Source organism: Bartonella sp. CL436QHHD (assembly GCF_042195105.1).
GTDB lineage: Bacteria > Pseudomonadota > Alphaproteobacteria > Rhizobiales > Rhizobiaceae > Bartonella.
Map to the genome: position 1 here is coordinate 31,213 of NZ_JBHINR010000044.1, position 20,769 is coordinate 51,981.

Sequence of the window (20,769 nt, forward strand, 5' to 3'; positions counted from 1 at the left end):
ATTGTAAAAATAATACCTCTCAGCTCTCTTGTTCTTGAATGTCGCGCAAATGATGTTATCATAATTTTCTATAGAACCCTTAAGATTCCTGTTAGAATTTATTATGATTATACGCCATCTTAGCGAAAATATTATTAATCAAATCGCCGCCGGTGAAGTTATTGAACGACCAGCAAATGTTGTCAAAGAACTTGTTGAAAACGCTATTGATGCTGGTGCAACACGCATTGAAATTATTACAGCAAATGGTGGAAAAAATTTTATAAAGGTGAGTGATAATGGTTATGGAATTCCTGCAGATCAGTTAACTTTAGCAGTTTCTCGCCATTGTACCTCAAAGATTACCGATGACGTACACAATATCTGCTTCCTTGGATTTAGAGGAGAAGCCCTCCCCTCTATTGGTTCTGTTGCTAAACTTAAACTCATTTCACGAACAAAAGATGCTGAGAGCGCTGCTGAAATTTCCGTTACTGCAGGAAAAATTGTAGGACCCAAACCAGCTGCTGCAAATCTTGGAACAATTGTTGAAGTTCGTGATCTTTTCTTTGTCACGCCGGCACGATTAAAATTTATGAAAACTGATCGGGCTGAAACAAATGCTATTAGCGATATGATTAAGCGAATTGCTATTGCATTTCCACATATCCGCTTTTCTCTTTCAGGATTAGACAGAACATCTATGGAACTGTCTGCTACAGAAAATAATATTCAAGGACAATTACAACGTATTACGCAAATTATGGGAAAAGAATTTGCCCCTAATAGCATTGCGCTGAATGCTGAACGCGAAGCGGTGCGCTTAACAGGTTTTGCCTGTTTACCATCTTTCAACCGAAATAACAGCCTTCATCAATTTGCTTATGTTAATGGGCGTCCCGTGCGTGACAAGTTTCTATGGGGCGCTATCCGAGGTGCTTATGCTGATGTCATGACACGAGATCGTTATCCTGTCGCTATACTTTTTATTGATCTCCCACCTGCTGAGGTAGATGTTAATGTTCACCCAGCCAAAGCTGATGTACGATTTCGTGATCCAGGATTAATTCGTGGTTTGATTGTTGGAGCTATTCGTGAAGCATTGCAGCAATCTGGTATTCGTCCTACCTCAACCCGTTCTGAAGCAATGCTTGCTGCATTTCAAACACAACAATCATTGGCACAACAATCATTGGCACAACAACCATTAGGCAATTTTAAGAACACGCACCTGTCCTCTTCTTACAGTTCACAGCCTCATCATTTTACCAGCGCTTCAATGGTCCAAAAACCATTGGATAGTACTAGCTCTTTTGATTTAAAAGAAGATGCCGCTCCTATTATGGAGGGCTTAAATACACCAAGTGGGGATGCATACATTCCAAGCACTACATCTTCATCAGAAGAGTTATCTTATCCATTAGGAGCGGCCAGAGCACAAATCCATAAAAACTATATTATCGCCCAAACACAAGATAGTTTGATCATTGTCGATCAGCATGCAGCTCACGAACGATTGGTTTATGAAGCACTCAAAAATGCACTTTATTCCAAACCGCTTCCTTCACAGTTATTACTTATTCCTGAAATTGTAGAACTCTCTGAAGAGGATGCAACATGTCTTTTAACGCATAAAGATGCTTTGCAAAAATTTGGATTAGGAATAGAACCATTTGGACCAGGAGCAATTGTTGTGCGTGAAACACCTTCCATGTTAGGAGAAATCAACGTCCAAGCCCTTATTAAAGATCTCGCAGATGAGGCCGCTGAGTATGATACAACAAATAATTTAAAAGAAATGCTTGATTATGTTGCAGCAACGATGGCCTGTCACGGCTCAATACGGTCAGGGCGCCTTTTACGCCCCGAAGAAATGAACACACTATTACGGCAAATGGAGGCAATACCTAATACAAGTACATGTAATCATGGACGCCCTACTTATATTGAACTCAAATTGGCAGATATAGAACGGCTTTTTGGCAGAAAATAAACTCTTCATCATTTTGACAAGAAAAATATTTTTAAATTAACTCTCGACTTTATAATATATTTTATGGCACTTTTCTTGAATCTCTTGTATCAAGCAAAAAGGAGTTATAATGTTTTCCGATAGTGAACGCGAAGCAAAAATTCATTATTCTAATAACGGATATGACATTATAGAATATGGTACCTATACTATTTGTGCTGTTAGCGGGCAAAAAATCCCTATAGATGATTTAAAATATTGGAATCATCACCGCCAAGAAGCATATGCTAGTTGTGAAATCTCCTATCAACGTGAACTTGAGTGCAACCCATATCTCAAGCAATTGTTAAAAACAAAAGAAAAATAACCCTTTGAAAGCTATAAATTTAGCCTTTGCCTTTTAGACAAGAAAACTCAAGGGAACGTTTTCTAAAGCGGGTCATGACCTCCTCAAGGACCATGCGACAGAAGTCTTTTTGAACAAAATCGACATTCACATCAAAGACAATAAGATTTTTCAAATCTTTTTGCGTGTGAATTGTCTGTATACGGGTATAATCTTTAGCTGTTGTTGCGAGCCATAAATTGTGCATTTTAGCCTTTTGTATAAGGCTTTTTAAATTTTCATCTGTGAAAAAATAGTGGTCTGGATATATATAAGTTTGCACCACATGACCAGACAATTCTTTAATAGATTTAAAAAATTTATCTGGATTGCCAATACCGGCAAATGCCAAAAATGATTTTCCTGAAACCTCATCAGAAGCACTGGCTTTAAGATGAGCACGATATAAAGGCTTTCCAGTACGCGAAACAAGAAAAGCAACATTATCAGGCACATCGGAGTGACCAATCAATAAAACACTATCCATAAAAGAAAACTGCGTTTTTAATGGTACGCGCAAAGGTCCTGCTGGAAAGACAGCTCCATTACCAAAACCGCGCATCGCATCAACAACGAGTAACGCATAATCCATATAAAGACGGCGACTTTGAAATCCATCATCCATTAAAATAAGATTACATCCCTCTTGCTTAAGCCGTTGCGCCGCTGCATAACGATTAGGTGATACAGCTACAAAAGCATGCCGTGCAAGTAAAAGTGCCTCATCTCCAACATTGTGTGGAGTATCATATTTCTCATTTACAAGATGTACCCCTTTAACTGATCCACCATAACCACGAGATACAATACCAGGTACAAAACCAAGTTCTTTAGCCACCTTGGTAAAAGCAATAACAACCGGCGTTTTACCCGCACCACCACATGTAAAATTTCCAATACACAAAACAGGCAGATTAATCACGGGAGGCTGTCTTGCCATAAAACGACTTGAAAAATAACCATACCCCCATGAAACTGGGGCTAATACAAAACGCAAAAAGCTTTTATTTTTCCACCAAAAATGGGGGGCGCTAATATGCATATCTACCCTGACGCTGACGTAAACCTGTTTGTATTACAAGGGGTTGTAAAAATGGATCTAAAATCTTTAATGTGCGCTCAAGTGCACCTGCCATACCTGTCGCCACTTCATGAGCCTTATCAACCATTTCTTGTCGCAATGTTTCATTTGTTAAAAGCTTATACACCTGAATAGCAAGCTGTTTTGTATCTTGAACCATATATGCTGCATCATGCGTTAGAAATTGTTTGAACATCTCTTGAAAATTTGAAACATGGGGCCCTGTCAAAATAGCGGAACCAAGTAAAGCCAATTCCAATGGATTGTGTCCACCATTTCCACATAACGATTTACCAACGAAAGAAACTTTCGATAAGCGAAGAAAAAGCCCCATTTCTCCAATGGTATCTCCCCATAAAATATCGGTATTCATGTTTGGAACAGCATCTCTACTCCTACGAATAAAACTTAACCCCTTATTATCGCATTTTCTGATAAGATCTTCTGAACGTTCAGGATGACGAGGCACAATAATTGTCAATAAATCTGGCAAATAATTTTTAACAATCTTATGGACCTCAAAAGCAATCTCCTCTTCCCCTTCATGCGTTGAAACAGCTGCCCAAACTGGGCGATTGCCGATAGCATTACGATAACGTGCAAGCAATGCTTGATTTTCAACCAGAAAAACATCAGCCTTGAGATTACCAGAAAACGTAACAGATTTTACGCCAAGTTTATGGTAATAAGCTACATCTCTTTCGTTTTGACCAATCGCCAAATCAATATCCTTAAAAATATGTTTGGCAAGAACGCGTCGTTTTTGCCAAGCTTTAAAAGAACGTTCAGACATATGGGCATTAACCAAAATCTGCGGAATACGCATTTTTGCAAGTTCTTTAATACGAAGGGGCCAAATTTCTGATTCACAAATCAAGACGAGATCAGGCTTCCAATGACTAATAAAACGGCGCACTGCAAAATCTAAATCCAAAGGAGCATATTGATGAATCAACCTATTACCAAAATGTTTTTTCACAAGAGTAGAAGAGGTCACAGTCCCTGTTGTCATTAATACATTGATTTTCAATGATAAAATATAATTTACAAGTGGAAAAAGTGCAAGTGTTTCTCCAACACTTGCTGCATGCAACCAAACTAATGAACCTTGGGGGCGTACATGAGAACTTTTACCTAAACGCTCTTTTTTGCGACACCACTCTTCTTTTCCACGAATAGCACGAAAGAACAAATAAAAAGGAATAACAGGACATAAGCAAAAACCAATTATCCGATAGCTTAAAAGAGCCGTATGTGCCTTTAATTCTACCATTTAAAATCACCTCATCCAGCTATTTTAAGATATCTATATGCTTATTTTGTTAAAAAAATCATCAACACTAGTGGTTGCTTCCGTATTTTTTTAATATCATCCATATCTTAAATAAAAAACGCTTAATCCATGAGAAAATTCAATATATAAAGGACAAAAAATGCAATTTTATCACCATATTTTTTTTAAAACTTTCCTATAAAAATAACATATACACATTATTTAAATCTCTTTTAATGAAATTTTATCACTTCATTCTGCACCCTATAAAAATCTTACTCAAAAATAACAAAACTATTTTTCAATCAATTATAATTTTGAAAATATAAATGATAAATACCATACAACCTATGACATATTTTTTCAGCTCACTGAATAAATACTTCTTATGATTTTAGTGAGGCTTTGAATTGTACACGTTGGTATTTTAGAGAAAAAAACTTATTTTTACATATGTTAGGTATTGTCAATTTTTCAAAAAATAATCCATATAGACATTACAACCTAATATAAATAAAATATGTTTAAAAGGAAGCTCAATCTCTATTGTTTCATTTCAATAAAATGAATATGTCAAACAAATCTTTAAAAAAAAACTTTTGAATGGTATAGAGTTCTCATTTTAAATTGTGATATCATCTCTTAAAGGTAATCCAGAAAAATCTAATCTTGTTTAATAGAGAATTTCTTAAAAGTCTTACAGCAATTTAAATAAGAGTTTTCAAAATTTTAAATCCTCTCTTTTCAGGAGGTTGCATGATATCTTATTCCTTTTAAGATTGTATATAATCAACACAAAATGACTAACTTATAGATTGTAGTTTTAAACGAGTACTCAAGAAGCCCTTATGAGGTAAGTTAACTTTATAAATCTATTCAGTTTCTCTAAGTTTCTAATTTTGGTAAGTTTCTAACAACTTTCATGGTTTCTAAGCTTATAGTAATAACTCGTTGAAAAAATTCCAATGGATAAGTAGGGAGTGCTAATAATCTCAATAGAGTAGTAATTCGTATCATTAATAATGCTACTCTTTGTATTAATCTTAACGCATTAATGTCTCATACCCATTCAAGAGCAGAGCGACTATTCACAATATAATCATAAACTTCGAGTGATCGCTGTCATGATAATATTGCTGTTGCAAATAGGTTGATAGAACTGTCTTGCATTTTTATTAAGCGCAAAGATGGTGGTGCAACAATGGATTTTATACCTTGCACGAACACTATTATGAAATGGGTTTGGGTGCCTTGAGAGATGTTTTTTTTAAGAAAACATATGAATTTTAAACAACAAGCATATTCTTTTTTACGACGTTCTATTTTACTCGAAGAAAGTACCTATGAAAAGGACGACTAAACAAAAGCGTGCAGCAATCTACAGGCTATAATAACCAAATATTCAAGCTTTATTCTGCATCGCCTAACTCAGCATCAAGAAACTGATGCAAATCTACAATGTAATAACGTTGTAATGCATTATCTACACTGCTTTGCGCTTTTGCCTGCCATGCTTCTTGAGCGGATTTATAATCTGAGAAAATACCAACCACATCTAAATCATCGGGATTCTTGAATTGATTACTGTTAAGATTTTTTAATTCCCCACCAAATACAAGATGTAAATATTGTTTTTTTTCGTTGGTTTCAGTCATATGTGCCTCTATATTATTTAAATTATTTTAGCATGCTTTTACGTGATTAAACTAACTTTGTTTGACGAACAACATCTATCATATCTTGACAGCAATTATTTTTACCAGCAATTAAAAGTCCATATTGGTAAGGTTCAATTCCATAAGATAGTAAAGAGGCATCAAGCGATAAAAAACACCCTCCACACTCCTGCAAAATAAGATCAGCAGCGGCAATATCCCATTCATGACAATTTGGACGAACTAATACGATATCAATTTCATCTTGAGCAACAAGAACAATACGATAAGCAAGAGAAGGAAGATAATGGTAAAGACTAACTTGATTGAGGAAATCATCTGGTAATTTTTGTGCGAGCGATTTATCAAGTGAAATTTTATATTTTCGATGAACCTGAAAGGCTAAACGAGGAAGTTTTATCCCATTTAATGTTGCCCCTCCACCCGTTACAGCTGTATAAACATCTCCTTGAGCCGGACATTGTAGTACGCCCACAATAGGACGCCCATTCTCAATAATGGCAACCGAAATACACCAATAAGGACTGCCAGAAAGAAAACCACGCGTTCCATCAATAGGATCAACAACAAAAGAGCGCTCATAATAATCTTGTTTTTCTCGATTATCTTTTGTTTCTTCTGAAATCCATCCATAATTTGGACGTGCCCCTAGAAGCTTCTCTTTCAAGAAATGATCAACAGCAAAATCTGCTTCACTGACCGGGGAATCACCTTCTTTAATCCAGACATCCAACGTGCATCCAAAATACCGCATTGCTAAATCTCCTGCCTCTCGACAAACGTCACGCAAAAGATTTAAATCAGAAGAATGATGCGTATTATTTTCCTGCAAGTGTCATCCCTTCAATTAATAATGTTGGAGCTGCTGTACCATAACGCCGATCAATATCATTGGCAGGTGTTAAATGTGCTAACATATGAAGCAAATCAGAGCCTAGCGTTACTTCACTCACCGGATAAGCAATTTCACCATTTTCAATCCAAAAACCGGAAGCCCCACGACTATACTGACCAGTAATAAAATCAATGCCATGACCGAATAATTCGGTCACATAAAATCCATTTCGCAAATCTTTTATCATATCGCAAGGCGATACTAAACCCGGTTCAATAGCAAAATTTGTACTGGTCGGCTGCACTAATGATGCTGAACGCACACCATGTCCATTTGTTTTAAGTCCCAGTTCACGTGCTGTAGATGATGAAAGAAGCCAATTTTTTAAAATACCATTTTCAATAATATTGAGTGTTTGTCCCTCTACCCCTTCTCCATCAAAAGGATGAGAAGCATTTCCACGTAATCGCAAAGGTTGATCGGTTACATTAACATTAGGCTTCATCACTTCCTTACCTAGGAAATTCTGTAAAAGACTCGTTTTTCGAGCCACAGAGGCTCCATTGACCATAGATGCGATATGCCCTGCAATTCCACGAGCCGTACGCGGATTAAAAATAACATCAACGCCCCCAGTTGCCGCACGAACTGCACCCAAACGTCGAACTGCACCAAGCCCTGCATTCTTTCCCACAGTTTCTGCTGCCTCTAAATCAGAAAAATGTAAGGCTGTTGTATAATCATAATCCCGCTCCATCTGTGTTCCTTCACCTGCAAGAGCACTACAAGAACGTGAAAAACAACTTGAGCGATAGGCTCCACAAAAACCATCGCTGGTCACAAGAATAAACCCACTACGGCCATAAGCTGTTGCAGCGCCACCAGAATTGCTTACACCTTTAATATCAAGAGCTGCTGCCTCTGTTTTTAAAGCATCTTCTGTTAAAAAATGACTGCTAGGTACAAAATCATCAAAAAGATCAAGATCTTTAGGATGCTTAACCAAACACTCTTTATCTGCCAAACCTTCAAATAAACTATCGGGAGAAGCTTTAGCCATCGCAACAGCACGTTCCGCAAGTTCTTGCGGATAAGATCCTAAATTAGCAGAAACACTTGCTACTTTTTTTCCAACAAAAACCCTTAGAGTAAAATCATTGCTCTCTGCTGCTTCTGTCGATTCAACTTTCCCAAAACGAACTGATACACTGGTAGAATGAGCATGAACAATAACAGCATCAGCAGCATCTGCCCCAGAACGCCTTGCTGCTTCAACCAGCGAAACTGCTTTCTCAATCTGGTTTTTGTCAGTCATCATAGACTCCCTAAAATATTTTATTATTTACATTGATAAGCATTCTGACAAATTTATACAAATCAGAATATAACTCTTGTGTGTTTATTCATAAGATTATGCATATTTCATGCATTCTTTTTTTTAATGCATTAAATCATTTCCCTTTTAGCTTCTTTATGAAAAGACGTAATATGCTGTATATGCCGTAAAATCTCTTTAGTTTCAAGATTTCTCATGGGCCCTTATCATTTTAGATAATCCAATCTGTACTGACAATCAAATCAACCGAAAATTTGGCAATTAACAAAAGGCCTAACAATAACATTTGAATTTAAGCCAAAATCCTCAAAAATTCGAAAAGTATAAAATGACTTAAGTCACAAGCCTTATGTCCTCTGGATAGTCAAATAACTTCCTTCATTCCTATAGCATTCTTTAATTTCCAAGCAAGAATCAAGAAAATGCCTTATATTTGTGTATACTTCTTTGCTTCTATAAACTCTCTCATAATAAGATGGCAATCTTGTAAACAAAAAAATATAAACGGAATAAAAAAATTTTTCTTGCGTTATTGCTTCAACAAAATGAGCAGTCATTAGCTTCTTTATTCTCATAAGCGTGATATCACAAAGAACTCATTTTTTATATTTATCAGAAATAAGTTATAATCATAACATTCTCTCTCGTTTCTAATGCGTCTAATCAAGAGCATCTCATTTTTCATGCCTCATCCTTAACTGGTTATTTTGTTACTAAACAGATATAACTTAATAGACTCTTTTTCCTGAAACAAAAATCCCAAAATACTGGATAGATTTTGATTTAAGAACTACACTCCTTCCTCTTTTCCTTCCATTAAAAAATAAAGAAGCGTAATATTGTTATAAAACGATAATCAATAAAACTTTTATATAAAACTCAATGTTGTATCTATTGTTCAATTCAATCTACAATAAGCATATTCTTCCAATTAATTTGGGCAAGTTTATCGCTCATAATTGTTTTAATAGATACAAAAATATTTGCAGAAACTGGGATATCTGTGCGCATTTTAAAAAATCGCTTTTTAAACATTTAAACCAAATACATACAACGATACGAGATTAATTTTTACGAAAATTAAGGGAGGTTTTATTTTATCATCTAGAGCCTTTTAGAACTGCACTCTCTAGAAAAGTAATCAAAGAAATTATCTGTTCTTATAATCTTTTAATCAAAAAAACACTTTGATTTATAATCATAATTGATCATTTTGTAATTTGCATAAAAGAATCAAATATCATTAAATTTTCTCCGTTTCGAACCTATTCATGTTGAATCAATCACAACTATTTGCAAGCATATCATCAGTAAGGGGCGTATGAATAAAAACTATTTAAGAAGGAGTCAAAATGTCTTTTATGAATGCTCTCAAATCAAAAACTATCGCAACATTAGAAACTGGCAAATATCATGACAATATCAACCTACAGATTCACAAGAGCAGAAATAAGCTTCTACAACTTTCTTTATTTTCAGTAAAAATGCGCGCCTTATAAGCTTTTATATATTGAATAAAATTCAATGGCTTTTATAAGATCTTTGGTGCAAAATTAATTTTCTCAGATGATTTGACACGATTTCAACGACTAACTAAAAAACAGATCATAGCTCATCGATTTGCTATATACTCATAACTGATTTCATTCTAACAAGGCTAAGATTTCTGCACCTTTTTTAAGGTATTAACTTCTTTATAAATGCCCCCCTTACGAGATGCTTTTGTTTTCAGTAAGAGCACGTCTGCTCATTTCAATCATTGCATCGCGAAGATGTAACTTAATTTTTGACCCAATAATCATTCCAAAGAAAGGAGAAAATAAACCAGACATGGTTACAGTATGACGAATTTTATTATTTGAAGAACCCGATTTTGTTGAACAAATATATTCATGATCAAAACTCATACGTGTAAAAGGAAGTTTAGCATAATCAGAAAAACAAACATTTTTTATAACTTTATCAAGTGTAAAAGTTACTGTAGGTCCCTTTTTAGGTTTCATGCGTCCTATAGCACCTTCTTTGAAAGGACCAGAAAGTTCTACCCACTCAAGTTCACTATCCCAGCAAGGCCATGATGCCACATCTTCCCATATAGCCCAAATTTGCTCAGCACTTGCTTCTGTACTAATCTCTTCACTATATATCCAATTAAACACGATAATCTCCCCTTTTTTACAAATTACTTATCTTTAGTGATAAAGAATAATATAAAAAAGTATCCTTAAAGCTGCACAACGATAAGATACTTAATACTCTCAGATTTACTTAATATGTAATGACTAACTCAACAAGCGATATTACTAAACTAAACACACAAATATTCAGGATAAATGAACAATATTTTCAATACTAAACAAAATATCTGTTTTAAGTTCATACAATAACAAAAATAGAAGTTACGCATCATATAAGATATAAATGCAGACTGCATAGCTTAAAGCTTTCAACTGCTGATGAAATGTGATGATTAAGGTATGGCAGAAAGAAATTAGATAAAAAAGATCATAACTATTATCGAGGAATATATATCCTATTGGAGAAAAAACATCCTTCTGTATTAAAGCTAATAAAAATTCATCAATTCCTTTAACATTAGAATCTTTTATTTATTTTCTGCTTAACCTTTTAAAAACCATATAAAATGAAGAAAACTGTGAAGAAGCATTTTTTCATCCTATCGGATAAAAACAAGAACTTTCTCAAGATGTAAGCGATCGTAATTTATAGAGACGTATTGCTGTCTCACCATAAAACCGCTCATCATCTAAATAAAAGACATCAGGTAAATGAATCATTGTATCTTTCTTTTCTTCAAGTATGAAGAGTGTATCAGCTTTTGCCCACCCCCCTCGCAAAGCTTCTACGAAAGCACGTTCACCTAAACAACGGCTATAAGGAGGATCAGCGCAGATAACATCAAATGGAAGCATTGTGCCAATATTGCCAAGTTTGGTCGCATCACGACGTAAAATCCGTCCTATCGACTGTAATTCAAAGGCTTCTATATTTTTTTGAAGCAACCCACGCCCCTCAACCGAGTTTTCAACAAAAACAGCCGCCTTTGCTCCACGTGAAAGTGCTTCGATGCCTAAAGCACCAGTACCAGCAAAAAGATCAAGAATGCGTTTATTGGTCCAAAATTGTTCTTCACGGCTAGAAAGAATATTAAAAAGGCTCTCACGTGTACGATCACTCGTTGGGCGAATCGACTGATTAACAGGCGAAAACAAAACACGCCCAGCAAATTTACCGCCTATGATCCGCACGTGGACCTCCAAATCGCTTCGAAGTTTTTGCACCGTCCCTATGTGGTTTAGATTTTTTCATAGCACCACCAAACGATTTTTTCTTTCTCTCAAAAGAATGTTCATCATGACCACCTTTTATCATGTTCTCTTTATCCTTTAAAAAGCGATCTTTCTTACCAAAGGGGTGCGTCTCATCATAAGATGTTTTGCCACGTTTTTGAACAAAACTTCCCCTCTTCTCTTTGTGTGACGGACTTTCTTTTAGTTTTTCCTTGCCTCGATGAAAGGATTTTTTACCATCCAAACCGCTCTTATGATCATGCGATTTCTCCTCACTATAGGAAGGCTTTCTACGTGCACTCTGGGGACGCGCACCAGGAGCCATCCAAACATTAGCACGGCGAGAACGCGGTAAAAAACGCTCTGCTTTTCCTTCTTCACTTTTCTCCTTCTTTATATTTTCATGAGACTTTGTACTTAATTGCGCGCGACTATGTTCAACAGAACCATCTCTTGGTCGGCGCCGTATCGCCCTTTCACTTGAGAAAACCCAACCATCATTTGCAACAGAAAGATCTTTCTGGCTTTGCTTTTCTGCAACAACTGCAGAATTTGAAAAGGGTTTCAGAATAGGAGCATCAAAATCTGCATTGGCTTGCATAATCAAACGCTCCCCCAACTGATCTCGTAACATCCGCCCTTTTAACTCTTGCACGGCTCCTTCTTCTAAATCAGAGAGATGAAATGGACCATAGGATACACGGATTAATCGATTAACTGATAATCCCAATGCCCCTAAAACATTCTTTATTTCACGATTTTTTCCTTCACGCAACGCAACAGAAAGCCATATATTCGACCCTTGTTCACGTTCAATTGATGCTTCAATCGAACCATAAAAAATACCATTAATCGCAATACCATTTTTAAGGTTATCCAGCGCACTCTGTTTTACTCTTCCATGAGCACGGACGCGATATTTGCGGACCCACCCCGTTACAGGAAGCTCTAATACACGCGCTAAGCCACCATCATTGGTTAAAAGCAAAAGCCCTTCCGTGTTAATGTCAAGCCTTCCAACAGAAAGAACACGCGGCATTCCTTTTGGTAAATTACTAAATACTGTAGGTCTGCCTTCAGGATCACGGTTCGTGGTGACAAGACCTGCTGGCTTATGGTAAAGCCATAAACGCGTTCGTTCTATAGGAGGTAAAGGTTTGCCATCAACTTTAATAACATCAGAGCGGCTAACATTAAAAGCAGGCGTTGTCACGACTTTACCATTCACAGAAATACGACCTGCAACAATCATCATTTCTGCATCTCGACGCGAAGCAATACCAGCACGCGCTAACCTTTTAGCAATTCGTTCACTCTCATTATTTTCATTCATTTGCGTTTCAAACCAATCTTTGCAAGTATGTTCAGAAAATTATTCACATGCACCATACCGCTTATCCTGAAAAATGAAGTAGCATAATCATTTATCATTTTCTATCCTTTAACGACAATAATGTATCTGCCGACTTGCAAGTTTGTTTTAAACTCTTAAAAAAAATAGAGGTATTCTTTTCATTATAAAAGCGTAATAAATTATTCATTCTATAGCATTCCTTATCGAGATAACCTTTAGATTTTCTATACCTTCAGTAGAAAGAATATTATGACTTTGACGCCCATGGAAATAGCCCTTTTAGAAGCACAAGAGGCTGCAAAAAAAGATGAAGTTCCCGTAGGTGCTGTCATTACACGTGGAAAAGCTATCATTGCACGCGCTGGTAACTTTATAAAATCTGCATATGACCCTACAGGACACGCAGAAATACGCGCAATCCGTATGGCTTGCGAAACATTGCAAAACGAAAGGCTTCCTGATTGCGATCTTTATGTAACACTTGAGCCTTGTGCTATGTGTGCTGCTGCCATTTCATTTGCACGCATACGTCGTCTCTATTACGCAACAAATGATCCCAAAGGGGGTGCTATAGAAAATGGTCCACGTTTTTATCAGCAACCAACCTGTCATCACAAACCTGAGATTTATTCTGGTTTTAAAGAAAAAGAAGCTGCTCAATTACTTAAAGATTTTTTTGTACAAAAGCGATACTAAAAACAATTCTTCTTCCATAACTTTCACTCTTAAAAAACTATCCTACTTCTCAAAAAGACTATTAATTCTTCTGACATATATAGTAAAAGCTATTTCAAAGCATTTTTCTCTCTTTTAATCCTGCATATTGCTTCTATTAGATGATACATTCATTCATAAGAATAATTCATTATTTTGTATAATAAAATATAAATTCCAACATATCGTAGATCTACTCTCTTTCAAATTACATTGAAGCAATAAAAATCACTTTTTTGCACATCATAAGCGGGATTATCGTCTGGATAAAGAACGTTGTAGAAAAGACTAAAAATGTCTCTTATGAAGGCTCTCAAATGCAAGAATTGTCGCAACTGGAGTCTGGAAAATAAAATGATGGTATCAGCTTTCTCCTTCCTAAGCATCAAGATAGTGGAGCACAATAGATTTTACGTTATACTATCCACATGAACGATGTTGCAAAATGAACTTGAGAAATATTTCTTGTTAGGAAACGCATGAAGTACTCTCTCGATGCTGTTGTCATATTGCTATTTCATGAGAATAACACCCCTCCTCCAACAGCATTATAACTGTGCATGAATGAGAGCTTAGTATCATAAGTAATTGGAAAAATACTTTACTTTAAATATTTTGTCTTTCCCTTATCGACCAATAGGTGCGGTTTTTGCCGGTTGGCGATAACTTAAAGGTGGTTCAGTGAGATAGCGACGGTATTTTGAACTTCCAACTTGTGCTCTCTGACGACGTAAATATTCCTGTCGTTGCTTCGCATTCAACTGTGAAGGGTTTTCTGAACCAGCGCCATTAACTGACGATCCTTTATGAGGAAAAGGAGTATTTCCTTGATTCTTCTTCGATGCTGCCATTTCATTGACAGATCTATCTTGTTGTGGTACCGGCAAAAATCTGCGTGAACTAGGGCTTGGTATTACAAGTTTTGGATGAGGTTTCATAACAATCTGGCTGCTATTATTTGTTGGTGTTAATGAAGTAATATTAGCAACATCTTCAAAAAACTGTATCGAAACCGGTTTATTGGTACCATAGGTAGGAGCGGATAAATTGCATCCCGTTAGAACAAAGCACATCCCTAAAATTCCTATTGGAAATATTTTTACTTCACGTTTTCTCACTGCCTATTCCATTTCCTAAGTATATGGCTGATTAATATTCCCGTTATTTATGAGAGAACGGTCCATACACAAATTTCCCCCCTGCAGAAAAAACAACGGAATTTACTTTGTACCACAAAAAACTATATTCATCAATATGAGAAATATACTTGTACTCCTTTCCCTTGATTTAAAATTTTAAATCTTACCAAGAATCTGTAGTTCCCGCAAAGCAGCTGCATCACGAGCAGATACATCCGGATAAGCTGGATCACTCCCAACATCTTGTGTATAACGCCATGATCGAGCACATTTTTTTCCTAATGCCTTCTCTGGATATACACCAACACCTTCAACATCATTCAAAGTAAAAGAATCGGAAGGTATCGTGTCCTGCCTAATTGTGAGTGCACTGGTAATACAGATCTCCGCCATATCCACATTTTCTAATGCCTCTCGTAAAACCAGATTGGAAATAAAAACAATAGGCGCAGCTTCCAAAGAGGATCCAATACGCTTATTAGCACGTTCAAGCTCTAAAGCACCTGTCACAACTTTACGGACCTGCCGAATTTTTTTCCAACGCTCAGCCAAAGATTGGTTTTGCCATTCTTCTGGTACAGAGCGAAATTGTTCCAAATGCACCGATTGGCTTTCTGGATAACGCTCTAACCAAGCTTCCTCCATAGTAAAAGGCAACATTGGAGAAAGCCATGTTACCATACGCTCAAAAATCTCACGGACAACCTGCAAGGAGGCCTTGCGTTTTTTTGATGAAGGCGCATCACAATAAAGAGAATCCTTGCGGATATCAAAATAAAATGCCGATAACTCAATGATTGAAAAATCCAATAATGCACGCATAATCTTTTTAAAATCAAATTCATCGTAAGCGCGATTAATCAACTGATCAAGTTCAAAAAGCCTATGCAATATAAATTTTTCAAGATCCGGCAGTGCACCATAAGATATTTCTTCCCCATCATCATGTGCTAGAGTTCCTAGCATCCAACGAATTGCATTGCGTAGTTTACGATATGAATCCACATTTGTTTGAAGAATTTTTTTGCCTAAACGCTGATCTTCCCAATAATCGGTTGTCATAACCCAGAGACGAAAAATATCAGCTCCAGATGTTTTAATGATCTCTTGCGGAACAACCGTATTGCCTAAAGATTTAGACATTTTCTTACCATTCTCATCCAAAGTAAAACCGTGTGTGATCACGGCTTTATAGGGAGAACAAGCACGCGTACCACAGCTTTCCAAAAGAGAAGATTGGAACCATCCGCGATGTTGATCTGAACCTTCAAAATAAACATCAGCAGGCCATTTCAAATCAGCCCGATCTTCTAACACAAAGCTATGGCTTGCTCCAGAATCAAACCAAACATCCAAAATATCATAAACCTGTACCCAAGGCTCATGTGCACGCTCACCTAAAAAACGTTCACGTGCTCCTTCAGCAAACCATGCATCTGCCCCTTCTGCTTCAAAAGCCCGTAAAATACGCTCGTTCACACCTTCATCTTTTAGAATAACACCATCCTCATTCGCAAAAATACAAATAGGAACCCCCCAAGAACGCTGACGAGAAAGAACCCAATCAGGACGATCCTCTATCATAGAAGCTAGGCGGTTTTGTCCAGAAGATGGCACAAAACGCGTTTTTGAAACAGCTTCCAAAGCCCGACTACGTAAAGTTGAACCATCCCCAAAATCTTTATCCATTGAAATAAACCATTGTGGTGTATTGCGAAAAATAACGGGTTTTTTTGAACGCCAACTATGGGGATAGGAATGCTTTAAACGCCCCCGTGCAAACAATCGATCTGCTTTAATTAAAGCGTTAATGACCTCTTTATTGGCGTCACCCATTTTTCCATTATCATCAATAACACGTGCAGGTCCTCCTTCACGATCTGGTCCTAAACCTGGAACATCTTTCGTATAGAACCCTGCATCATCAACAGGAAACGGTATAGATGAATCAATCCCCGCTTGCTCCAGTAAGGACTTATAATCATTCCAAATTTCAAAGTCCTCACGCCCATGGCTTGGTGCTGTATGGACAAAACCTGTACCAGCACTCTCTGTTACGTGCGAACCATCAAGCAATGGAATTTTATAATTATACCCTCCAGCTAAACCTTTGAGTGGATGAGAAAGAACAAAAGCTTTCAACTCTTCAGAAGAAATAACACGCAAACGCTTCAAAACAAGTTTGGCTTTTTCTCCACAACTCATCGCTAAAGCGTCTGCAAAAAGAAGCTTTTCTCCCACTTGAGGACCAAAATCATTTTCAGCACTTTCAACTTCGTAAATACTATAAGAAATTTGCGAAGAATAACTCACTGCACGATTGCTTGGAATTGTCCACGGTGTTGTTGTCCAAATGACGACATGAGCACCATATAAATCATCAGAATTTGCTTCAAAAACAGGAAACTTAACCCAAAGCACCTCTGATTCATGATCATGATATTCAATCTCAGCCTCTGCCAAGGCCGTACGCTCCACAACAGACCACATCACTGGCTTGGAACCACGATAAATCTGATCTGACATAGCAAATTTTATCAATTCACTGGCAATGCGCGCTTCTGCATGAAAAGCCATTGTAGTATAAGGCGCGTTAAAATCTCCCACAACACCAAGGCGTTTAAATTCTTCACTTTGAACGGTTACCCAATGCTGTGCAAATTCACGGCATTCTTGACGAAACTCGTTAAGAGGTACCTCATCCTTATTTTTTCCTTGTGCTCGATATTTTTCTTCAATTTTCCATTCAATTGGAAGCCCATGGCAATCCCAACCAGGAACATAATTTGCATTAAAACCGCGCATTTGGAATGAACGGACAACCACATCCTTTAGAACTTTATTTAAAGCATGCCCGATATGAATATGACCATTTGCATAAGGTGGACCATCATGAAGAATATAAAATGGACGATCTTTTGCTTGTTGGCGCAATTGCGCATAAAGCCCCATATTTTCCCAACGCGCCATCAATTCAAGCTCTTTTTGCGGAAGCCCTGCACGCATAGGAAAATTTGTCTGTGGGAGATAAAGAGTTTTTGAATAATCTATTGTTTCATTTTTCACAGCCATTGTGAAATATCCCTGTCCACTTTTACGATTTCATTTTTGCATAACTTCCCTGAACCCTGCAACTCTGGTTTTTATCTATAGGGAAAGCCGAGCTTATCATTCGTATTAAGCAGCGATCAGGAAAATATATCATCACACTCTATGGGCTTTATCATGAAATTCACAAGAAAAGAAACCAAAAAGTGATCTTTTAAAAAATAAAGGCTCCACTGACAGTGGAGCCTCTTAGAAATTTACTCTTTAAAAAATTAGAATTTATAAGCTACACCAACACGGAAATCATTGGTTTTGTAGTTAACTTCAAGTTTTTCCTTTGCAAATTTCTTTTTACCAAAATCAGAGTAACGATATTCTGCACGTACAATCACATTATCCAGAAGCGAGAAATCAACGCCACCACCAAGTGTGTAACCAATCATGGTTTTTGTTTCATCAGCTAAGTTCTTAGAAGAAACGACTCTTCCATCCTCATCCTTAACGGATATTGATACAGTGTCTTGGAATTGCCCATAAGCAATACCACCAGCAAGGTAAGGCATAAAGCGATCAGCAGCAAAACCAATACGTACCCGTGTAGCACCACCCCAATTTTGTTTGAAAGTATGACTTAACGTTTCAACTTCATACTCTTGATCAAGACCAAGTTCAGAAGCCATCTTTTTTATTTGTTCTATACCATACACACTGGAATCGTTCTTATCCACCACTTGTGTACTTTGTGCACCGTGTCCAGCCATATTCTGTCCACCATGAGAACTAGAAGCATGTGGATTAGCACCATGCGCATGAGCGCCAGAGCCATGCCCACCTGCATGAGATGCACCACGCGAATTAGCATTTCCGCTACCATGGGAAGAACTATGATAACCTCCCCGTTGGGCTCCGCTTGTTCCATTAGAAGCGTTTGTCTCTGAACCAGAGGATGATCCTGATCTCGCGAGGACAAGTGATGAACTCGGTACTGTTCTTTCTACTGCTGATGGTTGTGATGCAGGTTGTACCGATGTGGGTGCTTTTGCTGCTGGCTGTACTGCTGGTGTGGACACATTAGGTTTTACTGGTGCAGGCACTACTGATACAGTAGCTGATCGCGATGCTGACCGCACTGATGTTCCTGCTCCTGTTGTAAGGGGTGTCGATTTAGGTGCAGCTGGTTGTGATCCACCTACCGATGCCCCTCCTGTATCTGCTCTTCCCAATGAGGACGATGCCGATTGCACTGATCGGGAGGAGGCTGATTGTGCTACTGGCGATGCAGATGGCGTTTTTAAAACTTCTAGTTTTTTTACCTCCGCCACCACTGTTTTTCCTGCTGTTGCACTAACATCGCTAGACTTTCCAGTTGTTGCTGATTGACTTGATTGTGCTGCTCCTGCTCGTGACGGTTGAACTGCAGTTACTGGTTGAGTTGCAGTTACTGGTTGAGCTGCAGTTACTGGTTGAGCTGGTGCTTGACCGGATCGCGTTCCAGCAGATTTTTCTGAAGCGGATACTGCTGTTAGGGTCCCTCCTGTTGTAGCCCCTGCACCTGCAGATGTTCCTGCACCTGCGGATATTCCTGCGCTTGCAAGTGCTCCTGAGGCGCCTTTTTGTGTTTGTGTTCCTGTTGATATCACTGCTTGTGGGGTTGGAGATGTTTGTGGTTTTGCGGATCTGCGGGATCTTACGACTGCATTTTCTACTGTAGTGTTATCAGCTGCACCTATGGTAATGGTCTTTGTGTGTTTTTTTCCAGATATCATTAAATCCGTATCGATGCCAAAAATAAAGTTGTCACCGAGATCAATATTAGAACCTGCATAAAAACCACCTGCAAAACCTGAAAGTTTAGGAGAGAACTCTTTATCCAGTGGTAAACTCTTTTCTTGACCAACAAGAGCCATATCAGCTTTGCTCGAAAAACCACCCGCTTGGACACCTAAATAAAGACCTGCCCATGAAAAAGTAGGCGCGATAATGGTAGAAGAAGTCGATGATGCTGGCTGATGAGGAATTATAACATCAGCAGCTAGTGCTGTAGACGCTGAAATTAAAGAAAAAATAGACGCTGTTATTAAACGTTTTGTATTCATAAAATCTCTCCAAATATCCAAAATGAAATGTATATAGAGCATCTTTTTTGAAAGATCTGTAGCAAAAATGACACACTCACAAAAAAATAAAGAATTTTTGAAAATAAGGCTTCTTAAACTTTTAATTTTGCATTCAATGAGAATTTGTAAACTAAATCACACTAAACTATGTGTATTAAAGTTGGATTCATTTTCATTAAAGTTTCGCATAACTGTTAATGATAATATTCTTTATAAATTTCTTTTTATCAAAATCTAAATAACAATATTCTGCATACAATAAACTATTATCTGTTATTGCAAAATCAATGCCAGCGCAAACAGTGAAATCAAATATTGCCTTTTTTAAAACCAAGCGCCATCAAAGTTTCATCTATTTACCAGCATGATTTACTTTTAGTACTTTAGCAATAGTGTTTTGTATCTAAAATTCAGAAAAACAAAGGACTTATTCAAACACTCGCAAAAAAAACTTTTAGATTCTTTGCATAAACATCTTCATCCTGCTACAACAAGATATTGATTTATAAGGATAACTTATTGTTTTCATATTGAATGAAAAAACTAATA

Annotated in this window: 15 protein-coding genes; 4 read left to right on the forward strand and 11 right to left on the reverse strand. The window is 37.2% G+C overall.

From position 1 onward, the window contains the following. Window positions 1-103: 103 nt before the first annotated feature. Together mutL and ACFIKN_RS06260 are read left to right on the forward strand one after the other, a co-directional pair. Window positions 104-1,972 carry a DNA mismatch repair endonuclease MutL gene (gene mutL / locus ACFIKN_RS06255; protein ID WP_375631035.1) on the forward strand — a complete coding sequence of 623 codons (1,869 nt, stop codon included), beginning with the start codon at window positions 104-106 and terminating at the stop codon, window positions 1,970-1,972. Window positions 1,973-2,081: 109 nt separating this feature from the next. Beyond that, complete coding sequence (locus tag ACFIKN_RS06260) at window positions 2,082-2,318, forward strand: DUF2093 domain-containing protein (RefSeq protein ID WP_273787833.1); 237 nt, start codon at window positions 2,082-2,084, stop codon at window positions 2,316-2,318. A 19-nt stretch (window positions 2,319-2,337) separates the two neighbouring features. On the opposite strand, the gene lpxK is transcribed toward ACFIKN_RS06260, so the two are convergent. The 5 genes from lpxK to ACFIKN_RS06285 form a co-directional block, all read right to left on the reverse strand. Next, window positions 2,338-3,378 (reverse strand): tetraacyldisaccharide 4'-kinase, encoded by a 1,041-nt coding sequence (gene lpxK / locus ACFIKN_RS06265; RefSeq protein ID WP_273790425.1) that lies wholly within the window; start codon window positions 3,376-3,378, stop codon window positions 2,338-2,340. Continuing rightward, the gene (waaA, locus tag ACFIKN_RS06270) at window positions 3,368-4,690 is read right to left on the reverse strand and encodes a lipid IV(A) 3-deoxy-D-manno-octulosonic acid transferase (protein WP_375637504.1); all 1,323 of its coding nucleotides are present in this window, start codon (window positions 4,688-4,690) and stop codon (window positions 3,368-3,370) included. The genes lpxK and waaA overlap by 11 nt, the downstream gene beginning before the upstream one ends. A gap of 1,409 nt (window positions 4,691-6,099) precedes the next feature. Further along, window positions 6,100-6,345 (reverse strand): DUF4170 domain-containing protein, encoded by a 246-nt coding sequence (locus tag ACFIKN_RS06275; RefSeq protein WP_273790423.1) that lies wholly within the window; start codon window positions 6,343-6,345, stop codon window positions 6,100-6,102. Between the two features lie 46 nt (window positions 6,346-6,391). Continuing rightward, the gene (locus tag ACFIKN_RS06280; RefSeq protein ID WP_375658090.1) at window positions 6,392-7,198 is read right to left on the reverse strand and encodes a 3'(2'),5'-bisphosphate nucleotidase CysQ; all 807 of its coding nucleotides are present in this window, start codon (window positions 7,196-7,198) and stop codon (window positions 6,392-6,394) included. Further along, window positions 7,185-8,516 (reverse strand): TldD/PmbA family protein, encoded by a 1,332-nt coding sequence (locus ACFIKN_RS06285; RefSeq protein WP_273790421.1) that lies wholly within the window; start codon window positions 8,514-8,516, stop codon window positions 7,185-7,187. The genes ACFIKN_RS06280 and ACFIKN_RS06285 overlap by 14 nt, the downstream gene beginning before the upstream one ends. A gap of 1,373 nt (window positions 8,517-9,889) precedes the next feature. Here ACFIKN_RS06285 and ACFIKN_RS06290 point away from each other — a divergent pair. Further along, the gene (locus ACFIKN_RS06290) at window positions 9,890-10,036 is read left to right on the forward strand and encodes a hypothetical protein (RefSeq protein ID WP_273790420.1); all 147 of its coding nucleotides are present in this window, start codon (window positions 9,890-9,892) and stop codon (window positions 10,034-10,036) included. 210 nt (window positions 10,037-10,246) lie between these two features. On the opposite strand, the gene ACFIKN_RS06295 is transcribed toward ACFIKN_RS06290, so the two are convergent. The 3 genes from ACFIKN_RS06295 to ACFIKN_RS06305 all read right to left on the reverse strand — a co-directional run bounded on the left by ACFIKN_RS06295 (window position 10,247) and on the right by ACFIKN_RS06305 (window position 13,181). Next, window positions 10,247-10,696, reverse strand: a complete 450-nt coding sequence (locus tag ACFIKN_RS06295) for a hypothetical protein (protein ID WP_273790419.1) — start codon at window positions 10,694-10,696, stop codon at window positions 10,247-10,249. A gap of 543 nt (window positions 10,697-11,239) precedes the next feature. Then, window positions 11,240-11,806 carry a 16S rRNA (guanine(966)-N(2))-methyltransferase RsmD gene (gene rsmD, locus ACFIKN_RS06300; RefSeq protein WP_273790418.1) on the reverse strand — a complete coding sequence of 189 codons (567 nt, stop codon included), beginning with the start codon at window positions 11,804-11,806 and terminating at the stop codon, window positions 11,240-11,242. Beyond that, on the reverse strand, window positions 11,787-13,181 hold the full coding sequence (locus tag ACFIKN_RS06305; protein ID WP_375654438.1) for a pseudouridine synthase: 1,395 nt from the start codon (window positions 13,179-13,181) through the stop codon (window positions 11,787-11,789). Before ACFIKN_RS06305 ends, rsmD begins: the two co-directional genes overlap by 20 nt. 270 nt (window positions 13,182-13,451) lie before the next feature. On the opposite strand from ACFIKN_RS06305, the gene ACFIKN_RS06310 reads away from it, so the two are divergent. Continuing rightward, entirely contained in the window at window positions 13,452-13,898 is a 447-nt protein-coding gene (locus ACFIKN_RS06310) for a nucleoside deaminase (RefSeq protein WP_273790416.1), read from the forward strand. Between the two features lie 644 nt (window positions 13,899-14,542). On the opposite strand, the gene ACFIKN_RS06315 is transcribed toward ACFIKN_RS06310, so the two are convergent. The 3 genes from ACFIKN_RS06315 to ACFIKN_RS06325 form a co-directional block, all read right to left on the reverse strand. Continuing rightward, on the reverse strand, window positions 14,543-15,034 hold the full coding sequence (locus ACFIKN_RS06315) for a hypothetical protein (protein WP_375631029.1): 492 nt from the start codon (window positions 15,032-15,034) through the stop codon (window positions 14,543-14,545). 177 nt (window positions 15,035-15,211) lie between these two features. Further along, the gene (ileS, locus tag ACFIKN_RS06320; RefSeq protein ID WP_375658091.1) at window positions 15,212-18,127 is read right to left on the reverse strand and encodes an isoleucine--tRNA ligase; all 2,916 of its coding nucleotides are present in this window, start codon (window positions 18,125-18,127) and stop codon (window positions 15,212-15,214) included. 248 nt (window positions 18,128-18,375) lie between these two features. Further along, the gene (locus ACFIKN_RS06325) at window positions 18,376-20,199 is read right to left on the reverse strand and encodes a porin (RefSeq protein ID WP_375658092.1); all 1,824 of its coding nucleotides are present in this window, start codon (window positions 20,197-20,199) and stop codon (window positions 18,376-18,378) included. Window positions 20,200-20,769: the final 570 nt, after the last annotated feature.